Here is a 22,405-nt window from a genome sequence, read left to right on the forward strand (position 1 = left end):
TATAGTTAGTTTTTTTTATTAATTTAAAATAAGTTTGTTTTTCTTTTTGTATAAATAAGTATCAGTTTTTAATAAATATTTGCTAGTTCTGTTGTTAGGAGAAATAATAAAAAATCATATTGAAGCAAGTTTTTTTCATGAAAGTTTAATATTTTCAAAATTTTGATGTAATAAATAAAATAAAACATATTGTGGGTATTTGATTTTTAAAAGTATTTTTTCTTCACAACTAAATTCATTATTTCTTCAAAATTGTATTTCTTTTTCAACTTCTCTACTAGTATAAGTAAATTTTTTATTCGCTAATTGAAAAATTTGAATTTCTTTTTGTTTTTCTTCTTTAGTTAATATCTTTATTTTATTTCTAAGTTTATTTCTTGTATAAATATCTTGTGCATTAGTATAATCAACTGCATAATCTATTTTTTTTGCTTTGACTTGTTCTTCAATATCACTTTTTCAATATTTATGAACAAAGGGACGATAAATATTCATACCATTAATTACATTTCTTTGTTTGATACCATAATATAAAACAGATCTATCACATATTTTTTGCATAATAGCTGTTTCTAACCAATCATCTTTATGATGTGCAGTAAGTAATTTTGAACAATGGTAATGGTCATAAATAGTTTTAAAAAAATCATATCTTTGTTTTCTTGCAATGTCTTGAAAATTTCCTTTATATTCAAAATCTTGGGCAATGTGTAATTTATGGATTCTAATATTATGTTTTTTACAAAACTGAGTAACAATAAATTCATCTTTTCAAGAATCACTACGTTTATTGTAATTAACAAACGCAACCACAATATTTCTTTTTTTATACTTATCTAACATAAACATACTATCAGCACCACCACTAACAGCTAAAAGTAAAGTTTCTTCCATCTTAATCTACCTCTGTATTAAATTGGGTAATAGCAAATCTAATATCATTAAATAAAAATGTTTCTAAAAACTCTACACTTCTATTTATAGTTTTATTAAAAATTTCTTGATCTACTACAGGTATTTTGGCTAATACATAATCTTTTGCTGCTCCAATAGGTCGACCTATTCCAATTTTTAATCTTTTTAATTCTTTTGTATTTAATTTATTAATTATATCTGCCATTCCATTATGTCCACCAGCTGAACCTGTGGTTTTCACAACAGCTTTACCAACAGCGTGATCCATATCGTCATAAACTACGATAATATCATTTGTAGAAATTTTAAAAAACTGAACAATTTGTTGAACAAAATCACCACTTAAATTCATATAAGTTAAAGGTTTTGCAATAATAAAATCTTCACCTTTAACAAACTCACCTTTAAACTTTTCTTTTCATCCGTTATCTAGTTCTAATTTTTTTACTAAATTATCAATAACAGCAAATCCAATATTATGTCTTGTGTTATTATACATTTCACCAGGATTCCCCAGACCAATAATTAGTTTCATTTTACTCCTTTATAATTTCTCTCATAGTTTTTGAATCGAAGTACTTCGACGTGAATCTTTGTCATTTTTTATTCCAATTTCCAAAGCTGATTTTTGTCCATAAATAAATGAATAAGATTTTGCTCGTGTAATGGCTGTATATATTAATTTCTTACTTAATAAGGTTTTTGCTTCATTAAATAACACTGTTAAAACTATTTCACTTTCTGAGCCTTGATATTTATGCACTGAAGTACAATAAGCTAACATTGTTTTTTTAATAAATTCAGAAGGTGTATAACTTATAGTTTTACCACCTTCAAAAACAACAAAAATAAACAAAATTTGCCCTGAATTTGCATTAGTTTGAGAAATTTTTTCAATATATCCAATTTCCCCATTAAAAATATTTTTATTTGGATCATTTTCTAAATTAATAACTTTATCATTAATATATACTGTTCGACTAAAAATTTTATATGGTTTTTGATTTTCAAGTGTTTTATAAAAATCTTGAATTTTTTCATTTAAATTATCAATTCCAGTTTGATATTTATAAATTGGACTTAAAATTGCAATATCTTTTTTTGTATACCCTTGTTGATGTAATTGCTGGATTTTATTAATTATTATGTTTGCAAGTTGAGATGTTTCAACTTCAATAAAAGATGATCTATTTCCTTTAAAATCAGGAATTTGTGATTCATTTATTTTTTTTGCATCTTCTATAATTTCAAAATTTTCATTTTGACGATAATTTTTTTCTAAAAATATTGTATTGGTAATTTCATTTTTAATAAAATCATTAATTAAATAACCTGAACCTATTGCAGGTAATTGGTCTTTATCACCAACTAAAATAATTTTTTTTAAATCATATCGATTTATTGCAAACAATAAATAATAAAATAAATCAGTAGAAACCATCGAAAACTCATCGATTATTAACACTTTAATACTCAATGATTCTTCTTTTATTCCAAAATAACCACCTTCTGTATCTCATTTAAGTAATGAATGAATTGTTGATGCTTTTATGATGTTATGTTTGTTTATATTAATTGTTGCTCTACCTGTTGGAGTTACAACTGCAATATCTTCTTCTTTATATTGTTGTCTTAATTGTTTAATAATTTCATTAGTTACTAATGTTTTACCAGTACCAGGAGCACCAGTGATTAAACTTAATGTATCTTGTAAAGCTAATTCTACAGCTTTTTTTTGAACACTATCTAATTTTGATACTTTAATTTGTAGGGGATTTTTATCTCCGTGTTTTTTTAAATATTTTAATCTTGTAACGATATATTTTTCTTGTTCATATAGTCACATAGGTTCAACAAATAAACTATTTAATTTAATTACTTTTTTGGCTTCAATTAATTCATCTAAAGCTTCAAAAAAATCATTTTGAGATATATTAGATTCTTTTTTTCTAACTTCCATTAATAAATTAGCAATAGGTATTTTAGTATTTCCTGAATCAAATAAATAAGTGTTTAAAATATCAAAAACCAGAACTTCATTTTTTTGAGCTAAATCATCTTTTTTTAATTTCACTGCGATTTTAAAAATATCACTAAATGTCACATTTTTTAGTTCAAAATAAAGAGGTCAAGGATTATCTTGATATTTTTTATAAAATTGACTGGCTGGACATGATTGAATTAGTTTTCCATAAAAAGTATCACTTAAACCACATTCATAAATAAATAAACGTAATTTAGTAGCTGCTTCATTATTTTTTAAATCATTACTTAAATTATCATATGTCTCTTGAGAAATGTTTAAATCAGTGTGTTTTAATTTTTTTTCTTTAATTTTATCTAAAACATCTAAACCAAAAGTGTCAATTATATTTTGTGCTTTAATAAGACCAATTCCTTTATAAGCACTAGATGATAAAAATTTCAAAATATAAGCTTTATCAGTATCTTTAGTTTCTTCAATTTGATCTATTGCATATGTATTAGGATAACGGGAATTTTTTAAATCAATTAAAGTAATTTTATAAATTTTATTGTACTCAATTTCAAACTTTTCAGTTCGCAAAGAAACACTTTTAAATTTGTTCAGTACAAAGTTATTATCTTGCTCAATAATTTCACTCACATTAAAAGCAGTTAATCTAAAATTTCCATCATTTGATAGAAATATTTCTTTTGTAAATTTTCCTTTAACAATTGTCGACATATATTATTAAATTTTAAACTAAAAGATAGCAAATAATTATAAAATGTACTATCATTCTCACTAAATTTTGTTTTTAATTCAATTTAAAAATTTTCCCTACTTATAAAAGTATAATAATATAGATATTACAAAAAAATAGGAGTAAATTATGTTAGATCTAAAATCTTTATTACAAGACCCAAACAAAGCAATCAGAGGTTTAAAAAACCGAAATTTTGACACCAATGAACTATTAAAATTAATTGATCTTGTTACTAAAAGAAATAAAAAAACATTTGAACTAGAACAAAATCAAGCACTAAGAAATCAATTAAGTGAACAAATTGGAATTTTCAAAAGAAATAAACAACCAGTTGGTGATATTTTAAAACAAGTTAATGAAGTCAAATTATTAATTGAAAAAGAAAATACTGAATTAAATTCTTTAAATCAACAAGTAGAAGATATTGCACTAAGAATACCTAATATTCCTTATGATGATGTCCCTGTCGGTGTAGATGAAGATGAAAATGTTGTTATTAATGAATATGCAAAACTGGGAAGAGGTTTAGTTAAAAATGTAAAAGCGCATTATGAAATTGCAAAAGATTTAGACATAGTTGATTTCGAAAGATCAGTAAAATTAGCTCAAAGTCGTTTTGTTTTATATAAAAAAGAAGGTGCAAAATTAGTTAGAGCACTTGCAAATTTTATGTTAGATACACATATTAATAATGGTTATGAAGAACTAATGCCAGCACATTTAGTTAATGCACAAATGTTAATGGGTACTGGACAACTTCCTAAATTTAAAGAAGATTTATACAAATTAGAAAATGAAGATTTATGATTAATTCCTACTGCTGAAGTTCCAGTAACAAACTATCATAATCAAGAAATTATTGATTTATCAAAAACAAAGAAATTTGTTGCTTATACTAAATGTTTTCGTTCAGAAGCTGGAAGTGGTGGAAAAGATACTCGTGGTTTAATTAGACAACATGAATTTCATAAAGTTGAACTTGTTAAGTTATCAAATAAAGAAAATGTTTTAAAAGATTTTTATGATACTGTTGAAGATGCTAAAAATATTTTAAAACTTCTTGAAATTCCTTTTAGAGAAGTTGTTTTATGTACTGGTGATATTGGATTTAGTTCAGCAAAAACTATTGATTTAGAATTATGAATTCCTAGTGAACAAAAATACCGTGAAACTTCATCTATTTCAGTATTTTTTGACTTTCAAGCAAGAAGATCAATGATTAGATATCGTGATAATGAAAATAAAGTTCAATATGCAAACACAATTAATGGTAGTGGTTTAGCAATAGATAGAGTTGTAGCAGCGATTTTAGAAAATTATCAAAATGCAGATGGAACAATATCAATTCCTCAAGCGTTAATACCTTACTTTGGAAAAGATTTAATCAAATAATGCAATTAGCTTCAATCGTATTACTTATAGCTGTTTTAATCAGTGTAGTTGTTACATTTTTATATGTATTATGAGAAATTAAAAACCTTAAAACCAAAGTATTAACACAAAATGATGCTAACGATAATGATTTTAAAAAAGATATTAATAATTTAAATACACAAATAGATTCTTTAAAATCAGAAATTTTAAAAAATAGTGGTGTATTAGGTGAAAAAATTTCATCTAATATTGATGCTAATGACAAATTTATTAAAGAAATTAGTAATAACGTTTCTCATTGAAAAGAAACATTTAATAATCAATTTTCAAAACTAAACACAGATTTTAATGAAATAAAAGAAAAAATACTAAAAGAAAATGCAGAAAACGTTAAACAGTTGGAAAAAGATGTTTTAGATAAATTAGAACATTTAACTAAAAACTTTAATGTAATTATTGAGAATGGATTAAAAGATATAAATAAAACATTTGATGAAAAATTATCAAAAGACATTAACGAAAAATTAAATACTCATTTTTCTACAATAAACAAACAAATGAATGAACTAAGTAAAAACTTAACACAATTTGAAACTATACAAGAATCTGTTACTTCTTTAAATAAAACATTTACAAATGTTAAACTATATGGAACAGTTGGGGAAATAAGTTTAGAAAATATTTTAAATGAAGTATTTGGTGTATCAACTGAACTTGTTCAAAAGCAATTTAATATAAACCCTAAAAATGATAATAAAGTTGATTTTGCAGTAAAAATTTTTGATAAAAACAATGAATCACTTTGACTTCCAATAGACTCTAAATTCAATTTAGGTCTATATCGGGACTATTTAAATAATCCTAGTGAAAATAAAAAACGTTTAATTGACACAATTAAAACACAAGCTAAATCAATTAGTGAAAAATACATTGTTTCTCAAATAACTTTAGATTATGCAATTATGTATTTACCTGCTGAAAGTTTACACGGTTTTGTTTATGATAATAGTGAATTAATTGATGAATTATGATCTAAATATAAAATTATTCCTGTTGGTCCTTCAGCTATTATTGCTGCTCTAAATAGTGCACTTCTATTATATAAACAAGCACAAATTTCCAAAGACGCACACAAAATCATCGGTTATTTAGAAGGAATTCAAAATAATTTTAAAAACTTATATAAAAACTTAGAAAGTATCAAAAAATACAACATAGATTCAGCAAATAAAATTGATACCGCAATTAAACAAGCAAATACTTTTAACAAAAACGTAGAAAATATTTTAAGTAAAAAAATTGTCCAAAAAATCCAAAAACAAACAGAAAATTTAGAAGAAAATTCAGATGATTTCGATCAATAAAAATGTATAAATAAGAAGGGTCAAAATAATGACTTTTTTTATTAATTTTTTTGCTTTTTTGGTTTATTATTTATATAAATAAATGGAGAAAATATGAGAGAATATTTAGAACTTTTAAAACTTGTAAAAGAAAAGGGAATAGAAAAAACAGATAGAACAAATACAGGAACTATAAGTTATTTTGGAACTCAAACAAGATATGATTTAAAAAAAGGTTTCCCGCTTTTAACAACTAAAAAAATGGCCTGAAAATCAATAGTTATTGAACTACTTTGATTTTTAAAAGGAGACACTAATATTAAATTTTTAGTAGATAATAATGTAAATATATGAAATGAATGACCATATGAACATTTTCAAAAATCTTCTAATTATAAAGGTGAAACTATTGAAGAATTTATAACAAAAATACGTGAAAATGATGCTTTTGCTAATGAATTTGGAAACTTAGGACCAGTTTATGGAAAACAATGAAGAGATTTTTTTGGCGTGGATCAAGTAACTAATTTAATTCAAGATATTAAAAATAATCCATATTCAAGAAGACATATCATAAGTGCATGAAATCCTGCTGAAATTAATAAAATGATGTTACCTCCTTGTCATTCATTTTTCCAATTTTATGTCAATAAAAATGATGAATTATCATTGCAACTTTATCAAAGAAGTGGAGATTTATTTTTAGGTGTACCTTTTAATATTGCTTCATATTCATTACTTTTAATGATGGTAGCTCATGTATGTAATTTAAAAGTTGGTGAATTTGTTCATACTATTGGAGATACGCATATTTATTCAAATCATATAGATCAAGTTAATTTACAACTAACTAGAACACCAAAAAAATTACCAACAGTAAAATTAAATTCTCATATTAAAAATATTTTTGATTTTACTTTTGAAGACATACAACTAGAAAACTATGATTATTGACCAACCATTAAAGCAAAGGTGGCTGTATAATGATTAAATTAATTGTCGCAATGGATAAAAACAATTTAATAGGTAACGGAACTAGATTACCTTGAAAAATTGCTGAAGAATTAAAACATTTTAAAGAAAAAACACTCAATCACGCACTGATTTTTGGTAAAAATACTTATTTATCTTTACCAAAATTACCTTCAAGAAAAATCTTTGTTTTATCTGAAACGGACATTGAAGGAGTTTATAAAACCATTAAAAATGAACAACAACTTTTGGAATTATTTAAAGAATATAAAGATAGTGAAGATGTTTTATTTATAGCAGGCGGTAAATTTGTCTATGAACATTATTTTTCATATGCAGATGAGTTAATTATTTCAAGAATAAAAGACACTTATGAAGGAGATGTATACCTAAATTTAAGTACTGAAAATTACAAACATATAAAAGATGAAGAACATGAAAAATTCATTGTAGAATACTGAAAAAAATAATTTTCTAAACTTTTTTGGTATAATTTCATTGCAATTTATTAATTGCCTCTAGCAAGTGGGAGATTTAATCAATTAAATCATTTGCACCACAATTTTTGAAAGGAAAATTTTATGGCTAAAGAATTAGTAAGAATTGCTAAACTAGAATTCAATGCTGGACAAGCAAAACCAGGTCCTGCATTAGCTGGTTTAGGAATTGTAATGCCTGAATTTACAAAACAATTTAATGATGCAACAAAAGACAGAGGATCTGAACCTGTTCCAGTAAAAATTTGAGTATACAAAGATAAATCTTTTGATTTTAAAATATTTACTTCACCAGCCTCATACAAATTAAAAGAAGCTGCAAAAATTAAATCAGGAGCACATAACTCAAAAAAAGAAGTTGTTGCAACAATTTCATATAATCAATTAAAAGAAATAGCTGAATACAAATTACCAGATTTAAACACTGATTCACTAAAATCAGCAATGAAACAAATAGCAGGAACAGCAAAAAATATGGGAATTAAAATAGAAGGTTACCCAGTAGAAGAAGAGGCTAACTAATGAAAAAGATTTCAAAAAACTTACAAAAAGCAAGAGCTTTAGTAGATAAAAATGCTGTTTATTCATTAGAAGAAGCTATTGAATTAGCAAAAAAAGCTTCATATGCAAAATTTGATGCTTCAATTGATTTAGCTATTAAATTAAATATTGATACTCGTAAAGCTGACCAACAACTACGTGGTTCTGTAGTATTACCACATGGTACTGGGAAAACTGTTAAAGTATTAGTTGCTACTGATGATGCAACTGGACAACAACAAGCAAAAGAAGCAGGTGCAGATTATGTTTATTCAGCATCTGAGTTACCTGAAGTTTTAAATCAAGATAAATATGATTTTGATGTTATAGTAGCAGATCCAAAAATAATGGCTATTTTAGGAAAATATGGTAAAAAATTAGGTCCAAAAGGTCTAATGCCTAACCCTAAAACAGGTACTGTAACCATGACACCAGGAAAAACAGTTGAAGAATTGAAAAAAGGTAAAGCAAATTACCGTGCAGAAAAAGCAGGAATTATTCACTCATTAATTGGAAAAGCATCAATGTCTACAAAAGACTTAGCAGAAAATGCTCAAACATTAATAACTACAATTAAACGTTTAAAACCAGCCGCTGTAAAAGGAACATATATGTTAAACTTAACAGTATCTGCAACAATGGGCCCATCAGTAAAAATTAAAATTGATTAATTTAATTATTTAAACATCACAGATAAATAAGGTTTTTTATTATTTCTCTGTTGATGTTTATTTTTTGATTTAAGAAACATAATTGGTTTATTTAACTTATAGGCTTTTAAAAGCTTAAATTTTTGGTAAAATTTTTATAGTATAAATATTTATTTATAATCTAAATATTGTAACAAAAAAAGAGGTATTATGACTATTAAACAAATATATGAAAAACCTATTGATTTTGATGGACAAATATATAAAATTGAAGGTTGAGTGACAAACAACCGTGGAAACAACAAAATACGTTTTTTAGAAATTAATGATGGAAGTTCAGTTAAAAATTTACAAGTTGTTTTAAAAGCAGAAAATATTGATTTAAATCTTGTTGAAGCTGCTAGATTAGGTAGTGCTATTTCAATTGAAGGTAAATTAGTATATACTGAAACAGCTAAACAACCAATCGAATTACAAGCTTCAAAATTTCAAGCTTTAAGTATTTCAGATGAAGATTATCCAATACAAAAAAAAGAAATTACTTTAGATTTTTTAAGAGAAATACCACATTTAAGACATAGAACTAATTTATTAAGAACTGTTTTTTTAATTAGATCCGCATTAGCTCAAGAAATTCATAAATATTTTGCAGATAATAATTTTATGTATGTAAATAGTCCAATTATTACTGGAAATGATGGTGAAGGTGCTGGAGAATTATTTGTTGTTGATGATGAAAACAAAGAACATTTTTTTAAAGCAAAGGCAACTTTAGGTGTAACAGGTCAATTACATGCCGAATCATATGCTTTAGGTTTTAAAAAAGTTTATACATTTGCACCAACATTTAGAGCAGAATACTCACATACTTCAAGACATGCAGCAGAATTTTGAATGATTGAACCTGAATGTGCATTTTATAATTTATCTCAAATCATTCATCTTGCTGATGATTTATTAAAAACATCTATCAAAAATACAATAAAAAAATTACCTAATGAATTTGCATATTTAGAAGCCAATGTCAAAAGTAATCTTTTAGAAGATTTAAATACATTTATAAACACCAAACTTCAAACTCTAGAATATCAAAAAGCATTAGAAATTTTAAAACAAAATAAAGATAAATTTGAAGAACAAAACTTCGAATTTGGTGTTGATTTAGCTAGTGAACATGAAAAATTTCTTGCAAATGAATATATTAAGGGACCTGTTGCTGTTATAAATTATCCAAAACAAATTAAAGCTTTTTATATGTATCAAAATCCAGATAATCAAACAGTGGCTGCTTTTGATTTACTAGTTCCAGGTATAGGTGAATTAGTTGGAGGAAGTCAAAGGGAAACCGATTACAATAAATTATTAAATAGAATGAAAGAATTAAATATGAATATCGAACCTCTTCAATGATATTTAGATTTAAGAAAATATGGCGATTATATGAGTAGTGGTTTTGGAGTTGGTTTTGAAAGATTAATTATGTATGTAACTGGTATCAATAACATAAGAGATGTTATACCTTATCCAAGAACACCAGGAAACTTAAAAATGTAGGTTATTATATGAAATTAAATATTATAGTTCCATTTTATAATCCCAGTGAAAGCATTAAAACAACACTAGCAGACTTACTAGAACAAAAATCCAAAAATTTTCATTTACATATTATTATTGATAATCCTTCACTAGAACAATTAGAAGAAATTTATGAAATTAAAAATTTATTATACATTGATAATTACTCTATAACAATAAATTCCAAACATCAAGCAATTAATAAAGTCATTTATGAAGCTTTATTAGATTCAAAAGAAGAATATTCATTTATTTTTTATCCTGATACAGAAATAAACAGTAACTGAGTAGAAAATTTATTAAATATTTTAGAAAATAATAATATAGATATTTTAGAAACAAGATCAATGTATCGTGGTTATGTAAAACATAATGAAAAAATCAAACCTCTAAATAATACTATTTATGACTTATCTCAAAATGATAATCCTATTGTATTTAGTTCACCAGTTATGTTTAATAAAATTGTAAAAACAAACTTATTAAAGCAAATTTTTGCAAATTGAAAATCTTTAAAAAGTTTTAATAAAGAATATTCAATTGATATCAATTATTCAATTCTCCTGAATGCAAATACATATATGTATACAAGTGAAATTGAAACTTATAATTGAAATTACACAATTCAAAATATCAATGTAAAAAATTTAAAAAATGAATGAAAATCTCTGGTTCCTTTATTTGAAAAAAAATATTCGGATTTAGAACTTTGAAGTTTTTGTAAATTTTATCATTATCAAATTTTTATTGCTGGTTATTTAGGTTACATTAAATATTGAAAAATGAAGTTAATTGGAAAACATCCCAATTTAAAAGTCATAAAAAATACTCTTATTGATGAACTTAATAATATTTATAAAAATGATTTAATTACTCCAAGTAATAAATATATAATAATTGCTAACCTACAAAATTTAGTTGATGAAAAATATACAATTGAAGAAAATTGAAATAATATTTTTTATAAATTTTTATAATGAACAAAACAACTACTCAACATCTTAAAGCTTCTTTTTGAAGAAGACTTCTATCTTCTATTATTGATTTCACTATTTTCTTCATTTTTTTATTAATTACTTCCGTTTTAGTTATTGATAAAAAAAATGCTAATTTCTATGAAAACTACTTTTATTACATCTGAATTATTTTAATAATATTTTATATTTTATTAATTTGAATTATCATTCCACTCATTTCGAAAGGTAAAACGATAGGAATGATAATAACCAAATTAAAAATTATTCCCTCATCAAAGAAATATAAATTAAAAAAAGTTATTTTACAAAGACAATTATTATTTGCTTGATTGTGAATTATTGTATTGATTTTATTTATTATTTTTGTAAGTCCTGAAACTTTTATTCAAGCTTCCAAACTTAACAAAAGTACAATAAATCAGTTGACAATAACACAAAGAGGTTTTATTTCTATTCCTTTAACATTAAGTGCTGTAACATCTTTTATTGATTCTTTTTTAGTTATTACAACAGCTAGACATTCAAAAATAGGATGAAATGATAATTTTTCAAATTCTTTTGTAGTATATAAAAATAAAATTGAAACAGTAATTGATGATAGTGATTGACACAATAACATCATAAAACCTAAAAAAAGAATACTACCTAAAATAAATTTTATAAATTAAGGAGCTATTATGAAAAATGAAATGACCAATGAATTTACTTTAGATTCATTAAATGAACAACAAAAAAAGGCTGTTTTACATACCACAGGTCCATTAAGACTTATTGCTGGAGCTGGTAGTGGTAAAACTAGAGTTCTTACTTATAAAATTGCTCACTTAATTAAAAATATAAACATTTCTCCTTCTAAAATATTAGCTGTAACTTTTTCAAATAAAGCAGCAAATGAAATGAGAGAACGTGCTTTAGATATGATTGATAATACTTTTGAAAAACCAGTTATTTCTACATTTCACTCATTATGTTCAAAAATACTTAGAAGAGAAATAAGTAACATTAATTATCCAAATGATTTCCAAATTTTAGATGAATTAGATCAAAAACAAATTCTTAAATTAATATATGGAAAATTAGGTATAGATTCTCAGGAATATAGTGTTTCAAGTGTTTTAAGTTATATAGATAATGCTAAAAATAATTTAAAAACACCTTTTGATGCTATCCAGGAAGCAGAAGAAGAACAAAAAATCCTTAATAAAAAACATTCGGAAAAAGATTTAAGACCTTATATCTATGATGAATATGAAAAACACTTAAAAAATACACATTCATTGGATTTTACCGATTTATTAGTTTATACTCGCCAACTTTTTTATGATCCAAAGTATCAAAACATTAGACAAAAATGAGAAAATATGTTTGATTATATTCTGGTCGATGAATTTCAAGATACTAGTCAAATACAATATGATATTGTTAAAGTATTAGCAAAAAATCAAAACATCACTATAGTAGGTGACCCAGATCAAACAATTTATACATGAAGAAATGCTGACATTAATATCATTGTAAATTTTGATAAAGATTTTCAAAATGTAGAAACTATTAAATTAGAACAAAATTACCGTTCAAGTAAAAAAATTATTGAAGCAGCTAATAAATTAATTAGCAAAAACATTTTAAGAGTGGAAAAAAGATTATTTACTGAAAATGAAGAAGGTGAAAATATAGAATTTTATTGTGGTTTTAGTGATGAAGCTGAAGCTAGATGAATAGCTGCTAAAATCGGAGAATTAAAACGCAAAAGAGTACAATTAAAAAATATTGCTATTTTATATAGAACTAACTCATATTCTCGAGCAATTGAAGAAGCATTGATGTTTGAAAATACAAATCACAAAGTATTTGGTTCAATTAGATTTTATCAAAGAGAAGAAATAAAAGATGCTTTAGCATATTTAAGAGTAATACATGATGGTTCTGAAATTTCATTATTAAGAATTATTAATAAACCATCAAGAAAAATTGGATCTGAAACAATACAAAAATTATTATCATATGCCGCAAATTACAATGAAGATTTATGAACAACTTTAGAATCTCGGTTTGTAGATTTACAAAAAATAACAGGTATTAACAGAAGTACAATTGAAAATATTGCTAATCTAATTAATGCAATTAGATGATCAAGAAGAAGAATTCAAACTACTAGCATTTCTAAAGTTTTATATGAATTACTTTATCATAAAATCAATTATTTCGGTTCTTTAAAATTAACAGAAGATGAATTAGAAAACAAAATAGAAAACTTTAAATCTTTAATCTCTGCTATTGAAAACTGAGAACATAAAAATCCAAATAGCGGTATTGATGAATATCTTCAAGAAATCACTTTAATTACAGATAGAGATCCTGAAGACGATGTTAGTTCGTATGTTTCTTTAATGACTGTACATAATGCAAAAGGACTAGAATATGACTATGTATTTATTGCTGGTCTTGCTGAAAATATCTTTCCACACTACCGTTCAATTTTATCACCAGGGGAAAAATTTCCACTATTTAACAAAACAAAAGCAAATGTTAATACAGAAAATCCAGAACTATTAGAAGAAGAAAGAAGATTAGCTTATGTAGCAATAACTAGAGCTAAGAAAAAATTATTTGTAAGTTTTTCTACTTCTAAACATAATGAAGAATCTAGATTTATTCAAGAAGCAGGAGTAAAGGGTACTGGAAGATTAATAGGTATTGCTAATTCATTTAGTATTGCAGATGATATAAATGAAAATATGAAAATAATAGCTGGTGATAAAATTGTTCATTCTAAATTTGGTAAAGGTATTGTTATAAGTTCTATGGGTGATGTAATAGAAGTGAAATTTGATATTGATGGATCAAATAGAACATTATCAAAATCACAAGCTCCTATTAAAAAATATGTCTCAGATGAGGAAGATAATTAATTGTGACACTCGTAATTTTAATATCCATATTTTTATTAATAATATTTGTAACCATTATAATAATCATTTTTGCATATGTAAATAAATATAAAAATACTTATGGATTTATACCTTTAACAATTGATTATAAAAACAAAAGAATAAAACTATTATCTTATCAAAATATTTCAGGTAATTTAATTCCTTTTACTTCTAATCAAAAATTCAATAAAGGACATTGATTATCTTTTCAAGAATTTTCCAATTTATTTTTAACCAATTTTCAAAGTACTATTTTAGATCTTTTTCAAGAAATAAAACACAGTAAAAAAGATATATCTATTGACTTAAAAACTAATAAATACAACATGAAATTAACACTTATTAGTCCTAGTAATATAAATGAAGAAAATGCTGCACTATTATATTGACAATCAGTACAAAAAGACACACACATACAAATAAATTACGTAAACAATTACAATGATATTAATCAAGAAAAAAATTCTTTTAAAATATTTTTAAACTTAAAAGACATAAATATTCAAAAAAAGGATTTTATTGTTAAATACATAGTTAGCAAATTAGATAGAAAATATAAATATAAGCTTTTTATTAAATATTCTATTATTTATCTTTGTGTTAATATAGATAAACATAATTTATTAAACAAATATTTTTATAAATTATTAAAAACATTTGAAACTTCATTTTTAGATAAATTATGTAATGGAATTATATTTATTCCTAATAATTTTAAAATATCAAACCTAGATAATAACATTGATGAAATAGAATATTTACAGTATTTAACTAAAAAAGAATCTCAAATTCTCGTTTTAAATAATTCATATCTTACAGATGAAAAAATAAATCAATTTGAAAAGAACTATAAAAAAATTGCAAATTTATTACAAAAAGGTGTCATTAAATATCAAGAACAACCTATTTATGAATTTTTAAATAAACCTTCTAATATTAAGTTTGTATACCCGGAAATAGATAATAATAACTATGAATCCAATTTTGTTTTAATAAATACAAGTTTAAAATACAATTTTTTAGATAAATTTGTTAATATAAAGATAAAAAATAAAACAGATGTATTTCTTTTCCCTATAATAGATTATGAGTTTTTATACTTATCTGAACAAGAAATTAAAAAATATTTTACACAACAAATTGATCAAATAAAAATTGTTGTTGTTATAGATAAACTCAATAATTGAAATTTAATTTACAAAAAAGCGCTAAGTTTAAAAGCATATGGAATAGATGTAATAATAGGATTTGCAACAATCAATAATAATGTAATTCAACTATTACAAAAACTCAATTCTCAATGAGTTGTAATTACTAATAAAATTACTTCATCATTAGATATATCAAAAGATTTTAGTTATCTAGTTGGATTGATTAATTATGTAAAAGATACTAATATTAAATTTATTTTTGAAAATTTAAATATAGTCAAACAAGGTTATAAAATAAGAAAAAATTTAAATAATTTTTTATACTCAAAGGAGACAGAATAATGAAAAAATTAGGTATTGTTATCGATTCATTTTCAGGTTTTACTGAAAAAGAAGCAAAAGATTTTGGTTTTGAATTTTTACCTTTACAAATAAATGTAGGTGGTATAAACAAACTAGAAGGTATGGAAATTTCTAATGTAGAAGTTTTAGTACAATTAAGAAAAGGTTTAGAATGTAAAACATCACTGCCTCCATTTGGTTATATGGAAACATCTCTAAAAAATTGATACGAAAAATATGATCAAGTAATTATTTTACCTTTAAATAGTCATTTATCAAGTGAACATGATTTTCTAAAAAAAATAATTGATAATAATAATTACAATGATAAAATTGTTGTTTTTGATAACAACTTTTGTTCATATCAATATGTGTGAGTAGGTAAAAAAATATTAAAAATGAATGAAGAAAATGAATCAATTGAACAGATGTTGGCATTTTTAGATGAATATAATCAAAAAAGTTTAAACTACATAATTCCTGCTAATTTAAACACCTTAATTAATGGTGGAAGATTAAAAAAATATCAAAAATTAATTTTAACTAGTTTAAAATTAATACCTATTATTAAAAATAAAGATGGTGTATCTGCTGATAGCGTAAAGCGTTCAATGAGATCTGCTATAAATAAGTCAATTGAAAAACTAATTTTATTTATTGGTGGAGAGAATGAAATAAAATATTATAACTTTTGAATAATAAATACTGGTGATCCTGAATTAGTCAAAATTGCAACAGAAATATTTAAGACTTATGATATTTTCCCCGCTTTTCAAACTTTAGGCGCAAGTTCTATTATGATCCATGCTGGAATTGATTCAATTAGTGTGGGAGTTTCTAAACACATCGAATCATAACTAAATTCATCATTTTATACTCAGATATCATACGATATCTGATTTTTTATACATTTTATATAAAAATAACACTCTTAATTATTTTCTTCTCCTGAGTTTCGGAAAAAAATCAAAAAATGTAAAATACAGGTGGATAACGCAAATTAACACTTGCAATGTTGATTTTCGTTGTCCACCTTTACTTTTTGTTGATAAAATCACTTAAAAATGTTTTTTTTTGTAATATTAGTTTTATTTTTTTTGATTTTTATATTTTATATAAATTTGTAATAATGTTCTTTGAATTCTAGATTTTGTATATCTTCTACTTGTACATAAGTCAATAAATTCAGTTCAATTATCTGCATAAATATTTTTTTTAAATAAATTTTCCATTCCTTCTGATACCATAGGGATTTTACTTAATTCTTCACCTGAAATATTTTTTATTATTTCTTGTATTTCTTTATAATGATTTTTCAACCTATCTGGAATATTTTGAAGTTTAATTGGACTATATTTTGAAAAATCTTGATTATTAAAAATTAACTCACGAATATACGTTGCGCTTGCAAATTCATTATTAGTTTCTTCTGAATGAAATGGAATAGTTCTTTTTATACAATAAGGTTTTATATCATAATCATTAAAAATTATTTCTTTAACATACTCAAAACCCAAAATATCATTAGGTAGTTTGAATTCTTGACCTATTAATTGTTTTAAAGATTCAGAAGACGATCTAACAAATGAAAAACCTTGTTTTAATCATTTTTTGACATTTTTATTGTAGTCATCTAAATTATTTTTCATTGCACTAGCTGCTTTTATAAATTCAAAAACATCTTCTGTTTCTGAACCGAAAAATATTTTATCTATTTTATTATCATGAACTAATTTTATTGCTCCACGAGCAAAAATGTGAGCTGCTTGAGTACTATAATTAAAGTCTAATTTAATGACTTCATTTGCACCATATTCTAAAGCTAATTTTTTACGATATTCAAAATCTAAAACATTAAAATCGCCACGTTGTGTGTAATTATCTGTTAATATTACATAAATTTTTTCATCTTTAAAAATTTCTTTAGCTTTTTTTAATTGATAAATATGTCCATTATGAAATGGATTATATTCTGCAATTATTGCAACTGACATAAAAACTCCTTTCAAATATTTTATCTAATTTTTTATATCATAATGTAAATATCTTTCATATGTTAATAAGTGTAAATAATGTCAATAATTTTTAATTTTCATATAAATAACATTATTTTAAACATTTATTATTTATTTCTAAACTCTTTATTAACAAAATATGATTTTTAATAAATAAATAATGGAATTTTTATTTTATTTTTTACATTTAATAAACAATTTAAAAAATAAAAAAATACTTATTTAAAGTGATAATTTTAGTTTTATACATTTTTAACATAACTTATTATTATTATTTAAAATATAAAAATTAAATCAGATAAACTTTGAATTTAAAAACTTATTTTTTAAAAAATATATAATAATAAATTATGTGAGACACAATAGCTGCAATAAGTTCAGGAAAAATTAATCAAGCAATTTCTATAATAAGAATAACAGGTCCTGAAGCAATAAATATAATTAAAAAAATATTTACAGGAAAAGAAGGAAAAAATAAAGAAATTACTTTTGGATTTATCAAAAATAATGAACAAATAATAGATGAAGTTTTAGTGGCTTGATTCCCTGGGAAAAATAATTATATAGGTGAAGATACTATAGAAATAAATTGTCATGGTGGAATAATTGTTTCTAATATTATTTTAGAATTAATTTTATCTTATGGAGCAAGATTAGCAAATCCTGGGGAATTTAGTAGAAGAGCTTATTTAAATGGAAAAATAGATTTAGTTAAAGCAGAAGCTATCAATGATTTAATTCATGCTCAAACAAAAAAACAAGCACAACTTTCAATTAAAAAATTTGATAATAAATTTTCATCATTAATAAACGATTTTTTAAACAAAATTACTTATTTAATTGGAAATTTAGAAGTCAATATTGATTATCCAGAAATACAAGATATTGAGCAATTAACTTCAAATATAGTAAAACCTATTTTAAATAATTTAATATTAGATATTACTAAAATTATTAGCGTTTCAGAAAATGCTTCAAAAATTTATGAAGGAATTAAAGTTGCAATCGTCGGTAAACCAAATGTAGGAAAAAGTTCATTATTAAATGCATTAATTAAAGAATCAAAAGCAATAGTAACTGATATAGCAGGAACAACTAGAGATATAGTTGAAGGTAGTTTTCAAATTGATGGTATTTTATTTAAATTAATTGATACTGCTGGAATAAGAAAAACAGAAGATAAAATTGAAAAAATTGGTATTGAAAAAGCTAAACAAATAATTGAATCATCTGATATAGTTATTCATGTTATAGATTCAAATAATAAAATCGATGAAGAAGATGAAGAAATTAAAAATTCTTCTCAATTTAAAAAATATATTCGTGTTTATAATAAAAATGATATTTTACAAATTAAAGATCAAGATAAAATTAAAATTTCAGCATTAAATAATGATTTAGATGAATTAGAAAAAGCTTTAGTTGAAAATTATAAAGATATTGATTTAGATAGTGATTATTTAATTTATAACACAAGACAATTAGCATCTATTAAATCGGCTAAAATAAATTTAGAGCAAGCTTTAGAAGGGTTGGATAATGGTTTCGGACCTGAAGTTGTCATAATTGATATAACGGAAGCATGAAAAGATATAGCAAGTATTGTTGGAAAAGATTCTTCAGAAGATTTACTTACAACAATCTTTAGTAATTTTTGTTTAGGTAAATAGCATGGAATATAAAGTAAATGATGTTTTAAAACATCAAGAAACAACAGAATTTAGTTATGATGCTTTAGGTGTGATTAGAAAGAAAAATTATTCTATTTTTGTTTTTGGAATGCTTGAAAACGAAATAGCAGATATAAAATTAGTAAAAGTAAATTCAAAATTTGCTTTTGCAAAAATAATTAATTTAATTAAAACAAACCCAAAAAGAATAAATGGTGAAAATAATTTAAAAGAAATAACAAATAATCCTCTTAGTATTTTAAGTTATAAAGATCAATTGGAATTTAAGCAAAATATTGTTTCTTATTTATTTAAAAGACAACTAAATTATGAAAATGTAAAGCCCATTATTCCATCAATTAATGAATGAAATTATCGTAATAAAATAGTTCTATTTCTCGAATTAGAAAACAATAAATATAAAATGGGTACATATGAAAAAATGTCTCATAATTTAGTTGAAGAAACAGAGTATAATTTAGCAACTTCTTTAATTAAAAAAGTAATTTTGTTTTTAAAACACAATATTAATAGATTTAATTTACAAAATAATAAATTAAAAAGAATAATGATAAGAAGTAATAAAGATGAAAGTGAACTTCAAATTGTATTTATTACTGAAAATAAACACAAAATTAATGAGATATTTATAGAATTATTAATTTCAAAAATAAAAGAAATAAAATCGATTATACATAATGTTGATGATGTAAAAGATAAAAATAATTTATTGGGATTTTTCTTCAATGCAGTTTATGGAAATAATTTTATAAATGATAAAATTGAAAATTTTAAATTTAAAATTAACTGAAATTCTTTTTTTCAAATTAATTCCTTGCAAACCTCAAATTTATATAACACGATGTTAAATAATATTAATGTAAATCCTGATGACATTATATTGGATGCTTATTGTGGAATAGGTACAATAACTTCTTTTTTAGCTAAAAAAGCTAAAAAAGTAATAGGTATAGAAATAGTAAAAGACGCTATTTTAAATGCTAAAGAAGCTCAAAAAATAAATAATATTAGTAATATTGATTTTTATGCAAATGATATTGATAAACAAATGAATATTTTAAAAAGTAAAAATATTAATTTTGATATAGTGTGTGTAGATCCTCCAAGAGCTGGATTGAGTTTAGATTTTATAAATTTAATAACTTCTCAAAAACCAAGAGAAATAGCTTATATAAGTTGCAATGTTCACACCATGGTGAGAGATTTAATTTATTTTAAAGAAAGAGGATATGATATTAAATTTATACAACCTGTAGATATGTTTCCTCAAACTCCTCATATTGAAGTGGTTGGGATATTGTTTAAAAAATAATTTAAATTGTTAAAAAAGGAAAAATATGGTAAGAAATCGAAAATCAAAAAAATCAAAGAAAATAATTTTTGCTACAGTAATTTTATTATTAATCGCTGCTGGTGTGGTGGTTATTTTGCTTATAAAAATATAATAGAAAATCAAAAACAAACTAAAACAATTGATGATGGTAAAAAAGACAAAAATATACCTTCTAAAAAAATAGAAGAAAATTCTCAAATTTCACAAACAGAAAGAAATAAATTAACTTCTTTACAAAAAAATGAAACAATTTATGTAAGACCTCCTTTTGGTGCTAAATTTTTAATCAAAGCTAACAATAAAGATTTAAGTGTTGTTTTTGATCACTTTGATAGTCCAGATAAAAGAAAAAAAGATAAATATAAAGAAAAATCACCTTCTTTTTCATTAGTTGATAGTAATACAAAAAAAAGTGATTTAAATAAACAAGGAGCACAAGAAGTTAGTGAGTTTTTAGGAATTGAAAATTTATTGAAATATTATCGTGATGAATTTAAATCTTCTTTAACTATTTTTGGTGGTGATACTAATATAAAAAATGAAAACTATTATTTAGCTAGAAAATTCTCAGATGAAATAGAAAGTACTTTAGATAAAAACTTAAAATTTAAAGGATATGGTGAAAAATACTTAACAAGTTTAGGTACAAAAGGAAATTATTCAAACCAATATGACAAAATGTTTTTTATAAATAATGACAAGGAAAATTTTGGAATTGATACTATTAAAGGTGATACAGTTAAGGAATATAAAATTGATATTTATAAAACATTTAAATATTTCATTGAAAAAGATATATTAAAAAGATTAAATGACTTTAAAGAATCAAAAAATGATAATTTAACAATTAGAAATAGAATTAGTGACCATGCACCAGTTTTTAGTGATGTTAATTTAAAAAATGTAACAAAAATTGAAAATATAAAAGTTGATAGTACATTGCTTCAAGGATATGAAGGACTAAGAAAAAGTGATAAAACATTAAGAATTGCTCATTGAAATATTTTAAATTATAATGGTGGAAAAGCTAAAAGTTTAGCTATAGCAAATATAATATACAAATCAGGATTTGATTTAGTAGGTTTAACTGAAATAAATGATAAAGCTGGTGAAACAGTTAAAGAAATTGTTGATAATTTAAATACATTGGATAATTCACAAAGATTTAAATTTATTGTTCAAAATAGAGAAGATACTATTATTCCTCAATTTTTAATTGACCAACAAAGATTTGGTAAAGATCAAACAGAACAAGTTGCAATAATTTATGATTCTAAAAATTTTGAATTTAAAGAATCAAAATCTTATACAAAATTAATAAAATATTTTGTAGATTAAATTAAAATAAAAAGAAAGTCACAGAGTAAT

19 protein-coding genes are annotated in these 22,405 nt (G+C 23.4%); 15 read left to right on the plus strand and 4 right to left on the minus strand.

Features of this window, described 5'->3' with window-relative positions:
• Positions 1–18 precede the first annotated feature (18 nt).
• The 3 genes from tilS to HLA92_RS02725 are packed head-to-tail and all read right to left on the minus strand — an operon-like array spanning position 19 to position 3,622.
• Positions 19–894 carry a tRNA lysidine(34) synthetase TilS gene (gene tilS, locus HLA92_RS02715; RefSeq protein ID WP_171113288.1) on the minus strand — a complete coding sequence of 292 codons (876 nt, stop codon included), beginning with the start codon at positions 892–894 and terminating at the stop codon, positions 19–21.
• Between the two features lies 1 nt (position 895).
• A complete protein-coding gene (gene pth / locus HLA92_RS02720) occupies positions 896–1,450 on the minus strand; it encodes an aminoacyl-tRNA hydrolase (protein WP_171113289.1) in 555 nt (184 codons plus the stop codon).
• Between the two features lie 9 nt (positions 1,451–1,459).
• Entirely contained in the window at positions 1,460–3,622 is a 2,163-nt protein-coding gene (locus HLA92_RS02725; protein ID WP_171113291.1) for an AAA family ATPase, read from the minus strand.
• A 148-nt stretch (positions 3,623–3,770) separates the two neighbouring features.
• On the opposite strand from HLA92_RS02725, the gene serS reads away from it, so the two are divergent.
• The 12 genes from serS to HLA92_RS02785 all read left to right on the plus strand — a co-directional run bounded on the left by serS (position 3,771) and on the right by HLA92_RS02785 (position 16,855).
• The gene (gene serS / locus HLA92_RS02730) at positions 3,771–5,036 is read left to right on the plus strand and encodes a serine--tRNA ligase (protein WP_171113293.1); all 1,266 of its coding nucleotides are present in this window, start codon (positions 3,771–3,773) and stop codon (positions 5,034–5,036) included.
• Positions 5,036–6,382, plus strand: a complete 1,347-nt coding sequence (locus HLA92_RS02735) for a DNA recombination protein RmuC (RefSeq protein ID WP_171113295.1) — start codon at positions 5,036–5,038, stop codon at positions 6,380–6,382. The genes serS and HLA92_RS02735 overlap by 1 nt, the downstream gene beginning before the upstream one ends.
• Before the next feature lie 93 nt (positions 6,383–6,475).
• Positions 6,476–7,345: a thymidylate synthase gene (locus HLA92_RS02740; protein WP_171113297.1), complete on the plus strand. Its 870-nt coding sequence runs from the start codon at positions 6,476–6,478 to the stop codon at positions 7,343–7,345.
• Entirely contained in the window at positions 7,345–7,803 is a 459-nt protein-coding gene (locus tag HLA92_RS02745) for a dihydrofolate reductase (RefSeq protein ID WP_171113299.1), read from the plus strand. The genes HLA92_RS02740 and HLA92_RS02745 overlap by 1 nt, the downstream gene beginning before the upstream one ends.
• A gap of 111 nt (positions 7,804–7,914) precedes the next feature.
• Positions 7,915–8,352 carry a 50S ribosomal protein L11 gene (gene rplK, locus HLA92_RS02750; protein ID WP_171113301.1) on the plus strand — a complete coding sequence of 146 codons (438 nt, stop codon included), beginning with the start codon at positions 7,915–7,917 and terminating at the stop codon, positions 8,350–8,352.
• A complete protein-coding gene (rplA, locus tag HLA92_RS02755; protein WP_171113304.1) occupies positions 8,352–9,041 on the plus strand; it encodes a 50S ribosomal protein L1 in 690 nt (229 codons plus the stop codon). Before rplK ends, rplA begins: the two co-directional genes overlap by 1 nt.
• Before the next feature lie 189 nt (positions 9,042–9,230).
• Positions 9,231–10,574, plus strand: a complete 1,344-nt coding sequence (gene asnS / locus HLA92_RS02760) for an asparagine--tRNA ligase (protein ID WP_171113306.1) — start codon at positions 9,231–9,233, stop codon at positions 10,572–10,574.
• Positions 10,575–10,582: 8 nt separating this feature from the next.
• The gene (locus HLA92_RS02765) at positions 10,583–11,572 is read left to right on the plus strand and encodes a glycosyltransferase (RefSeq protein WP_171113308.1); all 990 of its coding nucleotides are present in this window, start codon (positions 10,583–10,585) and stop codon (positions 11,570–11,572) included.
• The gene (locus HLA92_RS02770; protein WP_171113310.1) at positions 11,572–12,240 is read left to right on the plus strand and encodes an RDD family protein; all 669 of its coding nucleotides are present in this window, start codon (positions 11,572–11,574) and stop codon (positions 12,238–12,240) included. The genes HLA92_RS02765 and HLA92_RS02770 overlap by 1 nt, the downstream gene beginning before the upstream one ends.
• Before the next feature lie 9 nt (positions 12,241–12,249).
• Positions 12,250–14,484, plus strand: coding sequence for an ATP-dependent helicase (locus HLA92_RS02775; protein ID WP_171113312.1), 2,235 nt, complete (start codon positions 12,250–12,252; stop codon positions 14,482–14,484).
• 2 nt (positions 14,485–14,486) lie between these two features.
• Entirely contained in the window at positions 14,487–15,998 is a 1,512-nt protein-coding gene (locus HLA92_RS02780; RefSeq protein WP_171113314.1) for an MHO_4530 family protein, read from the plus strand.
• Positions 15,998–16,855: a DegV family protein gene (locus HLA92_RS02785; protein ID WP_171113315.1), complete on the plus strand. Its 858-nt coding sequence runs from the start codon at positions 15,998–16,000 to the stop codon at positions 16,853–16,855. Before HLA92_RS02780 ends, HLA92_RS02785 begins: the two co-directional genes overlap by 1 nt.
• A gap of 231 nt (positions 16,856–17,086) precedes the next feature.
• Here HLA92_RS02785 and HLA92_RS02790 read toward each other — a convergent pair whose 3' ends face one another.
• Positions 17,087–17,992: a nucleotidyltransferase gene (locus HLA92_RS02790; protein ID WP_171113317.1), complete on the minus strand. Its 906-nt coding sequence runs from the start codon at positions 17,990–17,992 to the stop codon at positions 17,087–17,089.
• A gap of 371 nt (positions 17,993–18,363) precedes the next feature.
• Between HLA92_RS02790 and mnmE the strand changes: the two genes are divergently transcribed.
• The 3 genes from mnmE to HLA92_RS02805 are packed head-to-tail and all read left to right on the plus strand — an operon-like array spanning position 18,364 to position 22,375.
• On the plus strand, positions 18,364–19,683 hold the full coding sequence (gene mnmE, locus HLA92_RS02795; protein ID WP_212751818.1) for a tRNA uridine-5-carboxymethylaminomethyl(34) synthesis GTPase MnmE: 1,320 nt from the start codon (positions 18,364–18,366) through the stop codon (positions 19,681–19,683).
• A 1-nt stretch (position 19,684) separates the two neighbouring features.
• Positions 19,685–21,016, plus strand: coding sequence for a 23S rRNA (uracil(1939)-C(5))-methyltransferase RlmD (gene rlmD, locus HLA92_RS02800; protein ID WP_171113319.1), 1,332 nt, complete (start codon positions 19,685–19,687; stop codon positions 21,014–21,016).
• A gap of 6 nt (positions 21,017–21,022) precedes the next feature.
• Positions 21,023–22,375 (plus strand): exonuclease/endonuclease/phosphatase family protein, encoded by a 1,353-nt coding sequence (locus HLA92_RS02805; protein ID WP_171113321.1) that lies wholly within the window; start codon positions 21,023–21,025, stop codon positions 22,373–22,375.
• The last annotated feature ends 30 nt before the right edge of the window (positions 22,376–22,405 follow it).

Origin of the sequence: Mycoplasma miroungirhinis (genome assembly GCF_013008815.1) — a bacterium.
GTDB classification, from domain to species: domain Bacteria; phylum Bacillota_I; class Bacilli_A; order Mycoplasmatales; family Metamycoplasmataceae; genus Metamycoplasma; species Metamycoplasma miroungirhinis.